9 protein-coding genes and 1 pseudogene are annotated in these 9,741 nt (G+C 51.8%); 6 read left to right on the top strand and 4 right to left on the bottom strand.

Going from position 1 to position 9,741, the window contains the following annotated elements; genetic code table 11:
• Positions 1-167 precede the first annotated feature (167 nt).
• From GOU96_RS15810 to modC, 4 genes are read left to right on the top strand one after another with little or no spacing between them, the layout of a single operon-like run.
• Positions 168-1,622: a cobyric acid synthase gene (locus GOU96_RS15810; protein ID WP_175242318.1), complete on the top strand. Its 1,455-nt coding sequence runs from the start codon at positions 168-170 to the stop codon at positions 1,620-1,622.
• An 11-nt stretch (positions 1,623-1,633) separates the two neighbouring features.
• A complete protein-coding gene (gene modA / locus GOU96_RS15815; RefSeq protein ID WP_000957826.1) occupies positions 1,634-2,392 on the top strand; it encodes a molybdate ABC transporter substrate-binding protein in 759 nt (252 codons plus the stop codon).
• Between the two features lie 3 nt (positions 2,393-2,395).
• Positions 2,396-3,091: a molybdate ABC transporter permease subunit gene (gene modB, locus GOU96_RS15820; protein ID WP_000524441.1), complete on the top strand. Its 696-nt coding sequence runs from the start codon at positions 2,396-2,398 to the stop codon at positions 3,089-3,091.
• A gap of 13 nt (positions 3,092-3,104) precedes the next feature.
• Positions 3,105-4,205: a molybdenum ABC transporter ATP-binding protein ModC gene (gene modC / locus GOU96_RS15825; RefSeq protein ID WP_142736509.1), complete on the top strand. Its 1,101-nt coding sequence runs from the start codon at positions 3,105-3,107 to the stop codon at positions 4,203-4,205.
• Positions 4,206-4,324: 119 nt separating this feature from the next.
• On the opposite strand, the gene GOU96_RS15830 is transcribed toward modC, so the two are convergent.
• The 3 genes from GOU96_RS15830 to GOU96_RS15840 all read right to left on the bottom strand — a co-directional run bounded on the left by GOU96_RS15830 (position 4,325) and on the right by GOU96_RS15840 (position 6,173).
• Positions 4,325-5,578 carry a hydroxymethylglutaryl-CoA reductase gene (locus GOU96_RS15830; protein ID WP_142736508.1) on the bottom strand — a complete coding sequence of 418 codons (1,254 nt, stop codon included), beginning with the start codon at positions 5,576-5,578 and terminating at the stop codon, positions 4,325-4,327.
• An 86-nt stretch (positions 5,579-5,664) separates the two neighbouring features.
• Complete coding sequence (locus GOU96_RS15835) at positions 5,665-5,955, bottom strand: hypothetical protein (protein WP_001892545.1); 291 nt, start codon at positions 5,953-5,955, stop codon at positions 5,665-5,667.
• Between the two features lie 56 nt (positions 5,956-6,011).
• On the bottom strand, positions 6,012-6,173 hold the full coding sequence (locus GOU96_RS15840; RefSeq protein WP_001068418.1) for a hypothetical protein: 162 nt from the start codon (positions 6,171-6,173) through the stop codon (positions 6,012-6,014).
• 307 nt (positions 6,174-6,480) lie between these two features.
• On the opposite strand from GOU96_RS15840, the gene GOU96_RS15845 reads away from it, so the two are divergent.
• Together GOU96_RS15845 and GOU96_RS15850 are read left to right on the top strand one after the other, a co-directional pair.
• Positions 6,481-7,026, top strand: a complete 546-nt coding sequence (locus GOU96_RS15845; protein WP_001161566.1) for a heme NO-binding domain-containing protein — start codon at positions 6,481-6,483, stop codon at positions 7,024-7,026.
• The gene (locus GOU96_RS15850; protein ID WP_001271651.1) at positions 7,023-7,970 is read left to right on the top strand and encodes a sensor histidine kinase; all 948 of its coding nucleotides are present in this window, start codon (positions 7,023-7,025) and stop codon (positions 7,968-7,970) included. Before GOU96_RS15845 ends, GOU96_RS15850 begins: the two co-directional genes overlap by 4 nt.
• 9 nt (positions 7,971-7,979) lie before the next feature.
• Here GOU96_RS15850 and yccS read toward each other — a convergent pair.
• Positions 7,980-9,521: pseudogene (gene yccS / locus GOU96_RS15855) on the bottom strand (YccS family putative transporter); the annotation flags it as partial.
• Between the last annotated feature and the right edge of the window lie 220 nt (positions 9,522-9,741).

Consider the following 9,741-nt stretch of genomic DNA (forward strand, 5'->3'; position numbering starts at 1 on the left):
AGCCTGTACAAAACGCTTTCCCATTAAAAACAGCAAAGTACCAGACGCTGACCGTATTGAGGTATGCTAACGCCTCTTGGTTTTCGAGGGGCGAGGTTGCTCCTCTGGTTAACGTGGTTGCGGAGTGGGCGACACTGGCGCGCTCCAATCCATCATTAAGTGATTGCATGAAAAAATGGTTAATGGTGCAAGGCACCACCTCAGATGCGGGAAAAAGCGTGTTGGTTGCCGGCTTATGCCGAGTATTGGCGCGCCGCGGCATTCAAGTTTGCCCATTCAAGCCGCAGAACATGGCGCTTAACAGCGCGGTAACGCCTGACGGGGGCGAGATAGGCCGCGCGCAAGCGGTACAAGCGCAAGCCTGTGGTATTGCGCCGAGCGTACACATGAATCCAGTGCTGTTGAAACCCAATTCAGATACGGGCTCGCAAGTAATTTTGCAAGGCCGCGCCTTATCCAACATGGAAGCCAACGCTTATCACGACTACAAAAAAGTCGCGATGGATACAGTGATGGATTCCTTCCAGCGCCTGCAACAAGAGTATGAAGCCATCATGATTGAGGGGGCGGGCAGCCCTGCGGAAATCAACTTACGTGAGAATGACATCGCCAATATGGGCTTTGCCGAAAAAGCCGATGTGCCTGTGATCATCGTGGCGGATATTGATCGCGGCGGCGTGTTTGCCCATTTATACGGCACCTTGGCGCTGCTTTCTGAGTCTGAGCAAGCGCGGGTAAAAGGCTTTGTGATTAACCGCTTTCGCGGCGACATTGGCTTGCTGCAATCAGGGCTCGATTGGTTGGAGCAGAAAACCGGTAAACCTGTGATTGGTGTGTTGCCTTATCTGCATGGCTTTGATCTGGAAGCAGAAGATGCGATTGCCGCGCAGCAAAACCTGTCGGCGGATCGCCAATTGCGTGTGGCGGTTCCCGTATTTACGCGCATCAGCAATCACACTGATTTTGATCCGCTGCGGCTCAATCCCAATATCGATTTTCGTTATGTCGGGCAGGGCGAGTCACTGTCGGGCGCAGATTTAATCATCCTCCCCGGAAGCAAATCCACTCGTGCTGATCTGGCTTATTTGCGTTCACAAGGTTGGGATAAAGAGATCCTCCGTCACTTGCGCTTAGGCGGCAAAGTGATGGGCATTTGTGGCGGTTTTCAAATGCTTGGAGAATGGGTACATGATCCGCTTGGCATTGAAGGTGAGGCTGGCAGCAGCGAAGGTCTGGGGCTGTTTGCGATGCAAACCGAACTGACCGCCGAAAAGCGCCTCACTAACGTGCAAGGTCATTTGACCTTAGATGGCCAAACCGTGGCCGCGCAAGGTTATGAGATTCATGCGGGGCGCTCAAGTTGGGCAGCCGATCAAAAAAGCCCGATTATACTCAGTGATGGCAGCTTGGATGGGTTAGTCAGTGACTGTAATCAAGGCTTTGGTACCTATTTGCATGGTATTTTTGACCGCCCTGAAACGGCATTGCGCATTTGCCAATGGGCTGGCGCAAAAGAGATTGAAGCGTATGATCACCGAGCGGCGCAAGAGCGGGCGATTGACCGTATTGCGGATGCGATTGAGCAGCACCTCAACCTCACGCTTTTGTGGCCTGACTTATAAGGAACATGCCGATGTTGACACGAATTCTGCTCCTGCTGTGTGTGGCGCTTAACGCGCCGCTGGCGAGCGCGAAAGAGACACTGCACATTTACGCGGCCTCATCGATGACCAATGCCGTCAATGCGTTAGTGGCTGACTACTCGCAGCAGCATGATGTGAAGCTGGTGACGGTGTATGGCGGCTCTTCTTCGCTGGCGCGTCAAATTGAAGCGGGCGCACCAGCCGATCTGTTTATTTCCGCCAATGAAGAGTGGGCGAATTACTTAGTCGAGAAAGGCTTAGTGAAACCGAACATGGTGGTGACGTTGGCGGCGAATAGTTTGGTGCTGATTCGCCCGACTGCGCAGCCGGTGGCAAGTTTTGAGCTGCAAGATGCTGCGGCTTGGCAAACGGCCTTGGCCGATTCTCGCTTGGCGGTTGCGCAAGTGGATGCGGTGCCGGCGGGCATGTATGCCAAGCAAGCGCTGCAACATGCGGGTGTGTGGCCTGAGCTGGAATCACGCCTTGCGCAAACCAATAACGTGCGTTTGGCGCTGGCGTTGGTCGAGCGTGGTGAATCGCCGCTTGGCATCGTGTACAAAACCGATGCGCTGCTCAGTGATAAAGTGACGATCGTGACGGCATTTTCGGCGCAGTCTCACCAGCCGATCCGATATCCGCTGGCGCAATTGAATGATAAAGCGGCAAGCGCCGAATGGGTGGCGTATTTGCGCTCAGACGCCGCGCAGCAAATCTTGCAACGTTTTGGTTTTGAGTCGGTGAGTGAGTAATTGATGGGTCTCTCCGATTACGAATGGGCGGCGCTGGCGCTGAGTTTAAAAGTGGCTGGCTATGCGACCTTGTGGTTGCTGCCGATAGGCATTGTGCTGGCGTGGGTGCTGGCGCGCACCTCTTTTATCGGCAAAGGGCTGATTGATAGTTTGGTGCACTTGCCCTTGGTGCTACCGCCAGTGGTGATCGGTTATTTATTGCTGATCAGCATGGGGCGGCAGGGGTTTATTGGTCAGTGGCTCTATCAGGTGTTTGGGCTCAGTTTTAGCTTCAGTTGGCGCGGTGCGGTGCTCGCGTGCATGGTGATTGCGCTGCCCTTGATGGTGCGATCGATACGTCTCAGTCTTGAAAGTGTCGATCAAAAACTTGAGCAAGCGGCGCGCACCTTAGGTGCATCGCCGATGCGGGTCTTTTTTACCATCACGCTGCCATTAACCTTGCCGGGGATACTCACGGGCGTCATGCTCGCGTTTGCGCGTAGCCTTGGCGAGTTTGGTGCCACCATCAGTTTTGTCTCCAACATCCCCGGTGAAACCCAAACCATCCCGCTCGCCATGTTCACCTTTTTAGAAACGCCGGGTTCAGAAATGGAAGCGGCACGCTTGTGTGCGATCTCGATTGCCATCGCGCTCGGATCGTTATTTATCTCGGAATGGTTAAGTCGGCGTATGCAGCGCCGCTTAGGTTTAACGTCATGAGTGGGTTAACATCATGAGTGAAGTGATTCTGCAACTGCAAAAGCGGTTGGGCGAAACCCAACTTGACGTGGATTTGCGTTTACCCGCCGTGGGGATTTGCGCGATCTTTGGGCGCTCTGGTGCGGGTAAAACGTCACTGATTAACCTTATCAGTGGGTTAACCACGCCCGATGTGGGCGAAATTCACCTCGCAGGGCGCACGCTCTTTAGTTCATCACAAGGCATTCAATTGCCGATTGAGCAGCGCAAAATTGGCTATGTGTTTCAAGATGCGCGACTGTTTCCGCACTATACGGTGCGCGGCAATCTGAATTACGGGGTGACTGACGCTGATCCTGAATACTTTGCCAGTGTGATCCGCCTATTGGCGTTGGAGCCGCTCCTTGCCCGTTATCCTCGCGATCTTTCCGGCGGCGAAAAGCAGCGCGTGGCGATTGGGCGAGCGCTACTGTCAAAACCCGATTTACTGCTGATGGATGAGCCGCTGGCCTCGCTCGATATGCCGCGCAAAAAAGAGGTGATGCCATTTTTGGAAAACCTCGCGCAGCATTTTCGGCTGCCGATCCTCTATGTCTCGCACAGCATGCAGGAAATTTTACGCCTTGCGGATCATCTGGTGGTGTTGGAGCAGGGCAAGGTACTGAGCGCAGGGCCGATTGAGCAAGTTTGGTCATCCAAAGCGATGCGGCCTTGGCAATCATTCAGTGAACAAAGCACACTGTTTTCTGCCACCGTAGCCAAACATCACCAAGTCTATGGTTTGACGCAAGTTCGTTTGGCGGAGGATGTGTGGCTTTGGGTTCAGCAAGTGGAGGCAGACGTGGGCAGCAGCGTGCGTATGCAGGTGCGCGCCAATGATGTGTCGATAGCGCTGGATAAACCGACCGCAAGCTCGATTCGCAATATTTTACCGGCTCGCATTGTCGCGATTGAGCACCAACAGCCGAGTAAAAAAAGTGTCTCGCTCAAGTTGGAGCTCGCGCCACACTGCTACTTGTGGGCAGTGGTGACAGAGTGGGCTCACGCCGAACTCGCGCTAGAGGTCGGTATGCCGGTCTTTGCTCAAATTAAAGGGGTGAGTGTGGCGCAGCGTGATGTGATTTTAACGCACTAACTGATGGTTATCCCCTTTCTTTGATCCCCTTGCTACTTACAACACCAAGCAGAAAGGGGACAGTCGCAGTACAAATTGAGGTAACGGTATACGCTCAATGTGCTCAATGTGCTCAATGCTCAGCGTGCGAGCTTATGGTGCGCACGGGAAAAATGCCCCGCGCAAAATGCCCCGACGATCGATAATTCACCGGCTAAACAGAGTGCTGCGGCCACTTCAGCTAAGGCTCGTGCGTGGCCTTGCCCGGCCAATCCCATCAGCGATAAACAGGCGTGTTGGCTAGGGAGATGGGTGCCGCCGCCAACGGTTCCGACCATCAAATTAGGCAGGGTGACACTGGCGTATAAACCGCCGTGAGGGTGGATCTCCATGCGCGTCATCCCAATTGCGGATTCGGCTACACACGCGGCATCTTGCCCACACGCAATATAAAGCGCGGCAAGGGCATTGGCGTAATGAGCATTCACACCAATCGCGCCACTGAGTGCGCCGCCTACTGTCGTCATTTGCCCAAACTGCACCATCTGCTCTGGCGTGGTGTGGAGATACTTTTTGACTAACTCGGCAGAGAGATGCACCTCAGCGCTGACTTTTTTGCCGCGCACGCTGCGCAGCGTATAGCTATTGGCTTTTTTGTCACCGGAGAGATTGCCATCGAGAAAGGCTTGCACTGGCGCAACCGGTGAGTGGCGCATGATGAACTCAAAAACAGCGTGAGTGGCGATCGTCACCATATTTTGACCGCTGGCATCGCCTGTGGTGTATTCAAACACCAGATAGACGTGATTCCCTTCGATATTGACCTGAATATCTTTCAGTTTGCCGTGCGCGGTGGTGGACTGCGCTATCTCTTTCATCTGCTCAAATTGGCTGGTCACCCAACCGACAAATTGCCCGGCTTGCGCCAGCGAAAGAAAAGCAAACACGGGCGTGCGAGTCACCCCTTCATTGAGCAGTAGCGCACTTGCGCCGCCTGCTGCAGTGATGAGTTGGCTACCACGATGGTATGACGCCACTAACGCCGCTTCTGTGGTGGCCAGCGGAACCAAATAGTCTCCTTGCGCATGAGAGCCGTTAACGCGCAGTGGCCCAGCAATACCGACAGGCAATTTCACTGTGCCGATGAAATACTCGATGTTTTTTTGGTAAGCCTGCATGGTGCGCTCGGTTTGCTCATCCAAAAGCAGAGCTTGCGCTTCGGGCGCGGCGAGTTTTTGCCAACGCTTCATCACTTGTTGCTCGGTAAGAGCTGGGCTTGGCGTTAGGCGGACACTGGGTCTATCAAATCGGGGAGCAAGCTGATCTATCAATCTATCGGAAGCCAGCGTCGCCACATCTGGCGAATAAAGAGGTTGCAAAGCAAGCTTAGGCATAACAGTTCTTGGTATTGAGTTTGCTGGGCATTGTAAAGCCAACGAGGTGAATTTCAACGCGAGGATAAAAAAGCTTACAGTTTGGCTTAAACACGTACATCCAACATGGTACCGAGCATATCTTGGTCACGCTGGATTAGGTTTGTTCCAATTCGGCTGTAGTGCGAGGCTTGGTTAAGGCTATTGAGCGCATCAATGTGGTTGGCGTACTGTTTTTTAGGTGCGGGAGGCGCAGGTTGCAACGTGGGGTCTATCGGTTTTCCGACGGTGGATTCAACGGGTAAGCTCGCCTGTTGGATCTCGCGCGCGGCATCCTCCATCATTTTGGAAGAGTGCATGACCATGGATGAACCATTAGAAACTGCTGATACGGACATCGCGCTTACCTCATCGTTACGGTTAAAGTTTAGTCGTATCGCCTGAGTTACTCAAGTTAGGAAAACAGATGCGCAATCGCATCGCGCTCTTCTTCGGTGAGCAACGCACTCTCATTTTGATGCAGCGAACGATCGATTTCCCCTTGCAGGGCGCGCAACTGCTGCGGGCTTAATTGGCTCAGTTGTGATTTCCAGCGTTCAAATTGTTTAGGGTTCATTGGGTGTTCCGGTATTAACAAATAGAGGTCTTTGTTGAGACGTCTTCGACAATCGGTGCTCATGGTGTTGCTCCCTGTTGCCGCATTGCAATAAGCAAAAATTAGCGCTGAGCTGCTGGTTTCTTGTCCGAAAAGTGTCAAGGTTATCAAAAAAACTGGTGATATCTACCTTGGCTACAACAGGTATCTGTGCAGCATCAACTCGTTTGGCAATAAGAAAAATACTCCTTTTGGGTGAGGCGATCTTGCGGCTTTTCCTTATCTCTACAACACTTGAATGAAAACAAGCGCAAGTGAGGCAATCCAGATGCAAGGCATTATCTATACCGTTCTCTCCGATATGGTGATTGAAAAGTTTGGTGTGCTGTTTTGGGACCAGATGCTAGAAGATTTGAAACCCAGCTCAGAAGGGGTGTACACCTCTGGTCAGCAATACAACGACGATGAGCTACTGGCCATGGTGGGTTATTTGAGTGAGAAAGCCCAAATCCCTGCGCCTGATTTAGTCCGTGCTTATGGTGAATACCTGTTTACCCATTTATTTAATAGCTTGCCGGAAAACTACCCGCATAAAAGCGACCTCAAAACCTTCCTGCTTTCGGTGGATAAAGTGATCCACAAAGAAGTGCAACGACTCTATCCCGATGCTTACTTGCCTCAGTTTGAAAACCGAGTTGAAGAGAAAACGCTGACCATGAGTTACTACTCGAAACGACAATTGTGCGCGGCGGCGGAAGGGTTAATTTTAGGCGCGGCCAAGCAATTTAATCAGCCGGTAAAAATTACTCAGCCCGTCTGCATGCATTGCGGGGCTGACCACTGTGAGATTGTAGTGGAATTTTTGCCATCATGAGTGCCGAAGCGCAATATCAACGCATTTACGAGCGAGAACGTAAAGCTCGGATCCTCGCGGAACAACTCCTTGAGGAGAAAAGCCGCGCCTTGTACGACAAAGTGCTGGAGCTGCAATCCACGTTAGAGCAGTTGAATGGCGCTCAGGCGCAGCTATTGCAGTCAGAAAAAATGGCGTCAGTCGGTCAGTTGGCCGCTGGGGTCGCCCATGAAATCAATAATCCGATTGGATTTTGTCTGAGTAATTTGAATACCTTGCGTGATTATGCCGAGGTGTTTGCTCAGTTAGCGGATTTCGTTGAGCAGTCAGCGCCAAGTTTTGAAGGCAGTGAGTTTTATCAAGCTTGGATGCGCTTTAAACAGCAGCATGATTTGGCGTTTGTGCGCGAAGATGTGCTCAGCCTTGTCGAAGAAAGTGCCAGTGGTTTGCATCGGGTTAAAGACATTGTCACTAGCCTACAAAGCGTCTCGCACAGCAGTGATGGCCGTTTTGCGGAATGCAATCTCAACGACTGCATAGAATCGGCACTGCGCATTGTGTGGAATCAGTTTAAATACACCATGCTGGTTGATCGGCAACTCGCTGAGAATCTACCCAAGATCAAAGGGATTGCCCCTGAAATACAGCAGGTGCTGATGAACATGTTCATCAATGCTTCCCACGCTTGTGATGAGCACGGCGAGTTAACCATTACCACCGATACCTTGAATGAGAAGGGCAAAACTTGGGTACAGGTGCAAATTGCGGATAATGGCCATGGGATTTCACCAGAACACTTAGCCAAAATTTTTGATCCCTTTTTCACCACCAAACCGGTCGGGGTTGGAACCGGGCTGGGGTTATCCATCGCGTTTGGAATTGTGGAAAAACATCAAGGTAAGATCTCGGTGACCTCAGAAGTGGGGCAGGGAACACGGTTTACCTTATTGTTCCCTGCGATCTGAATGGCGCGTTCAGTCCGATTGAGAATCGACCTTGACCGCAAACTTGCTGGCGAGCGTGTGCAGCTCAGGCAGCATGCGATAAATCAAGTGCAGCTGTTGCAGTACCATGCGCGCCGAGCCTTCATCATCTTCACGCCACTCAGCAAGACGTTTCTCTAGTCCTGAGCTATCAATACCGCTGGTATCACACTCTTCACAGTGGTTGGACAACTGTTGATGCAGCAAGTCGAGATGCTGATGGATCACGCGATGTGAATCGAGTACCAGTTGATGCACGGTTTCATCATCCAGTCGGGTTCGATGCGCTCCAAGCGCCGAGATATAACTGAGCAGCGCGTGGTTAAGGGTCAGGAAACGAAAGCTCTCATCGGCCGCCGCACGATAACGCCCCGGTTCCGCCAGCATATTGGTGACCGCGGCAGAAAGTGCGGCATCTTGGTTGTGGGCATGACGCCGCGCAATCCGGTAACTTAAGCTGTCTTTTTTACCAATCCGATATTGACCAATGATCTGCGCCAAGTACTGCTTATTGGCGTCAATCGCTTCCGCCATCACTTTATGCAGCCGTTTCGATTGCCAGTCCGGCAGAATGAGCACCACGGCCGCTACCGCTAAGGCGCAGCCAATGAGGGTATCCGCCAATCTTGGTAATACCACCGCATAGCCTTCACCTAACTGATTGAAACAAAACAGCACCAATAAGGTGATAAAACCGGTCGCGTAGCCGTAGTTGTTGAGGCGAAACGCAAAAAACATCACACCGGAGAAGACAATAAACACCAATTGGCTCTCTTGTGATGGGAAGAAGGTGAGTAGCGGCACGCCAATCAGCAAGCCGGCTAAGGTGCCAATGATCCGCGCGGTGAGTTTTTGCTTGGTTGCGGCGTAGTTTGGCTGACAAACAAACAGGGTAGTGAGCAAAATCCAGTAACCGCGCTCAATGCCGAACCCTTGGATGATCGCATAGCCCAAGGTGAGTGTGATTGACAAGCGCAGCGCATGGCGAAATAACAGCGAATCTTTATTGAGATTGGCGCGAATACGTTGCCACATGCTGCCTAAGGTGTGCGCTTCAGTGTCATCCAGTACCCCTTCTTCGGGTTTGGCCACATCCGGGTTACTGACGTTATTGAGCTGTTTTTCTACGGTCGCTAAGTTATTGAATAAATAGCCTAATTGACCCAAAAGACTTTTCCAATCTCGTCTCTCTTGTTGGCGAAGATAGCTGAGTGATAACTGCAGTTCATCCAGCGCGACAATCGAAGCGGAGTCGTGTTGGTAACTGTGCCCAAGACGAATCGATTGAGCGATATCGCGGCACGCTTTCGCTTGCGTCTCCAATAAATATTTAAAGCGGAACAGAATGTCTGAGCGGCCAAAGTGATCGGCTAGCTCTTGGTAACGGTAATGGCTGGAGCTCACTCGTTCGTGAATGTCTTGCGCCAGAAAATAGATGTTTAAAAAGCGATCGCTGGCGCTGTCCACATGTCCCCGTTTGGAGCGGGTCAGAAACACCGCCTTGCACTGGTTTAACGCATTGACTGTCGCGGCGACAAAAGTAAAACGGCAAACCAAGCTCGGTTATTGAGATATGTATGGTTAATGCCTATTATGCCCGGCTACTTTATTATCGCTTTCAACCTATAGAGAATGTTATGACTCAGGCGGAAACGAACTTAGTCGAAGTTCGTCATATGAGCTTCTACCGGGGAGAACGTCCGATCTTTGAGGATATTAACCTCGTCGTGCCGCAAGGCAAAGTGACGGCGAT

This window comes from Vibrio sp. R-1, from assembly GCF_035615595.1.
Lineage (GTDB): Bacteria > Pseudomonadota > Gammaproteobacteria > Enterobacterales > Vibrionaceae > Vibrio > Vibrio cholerae.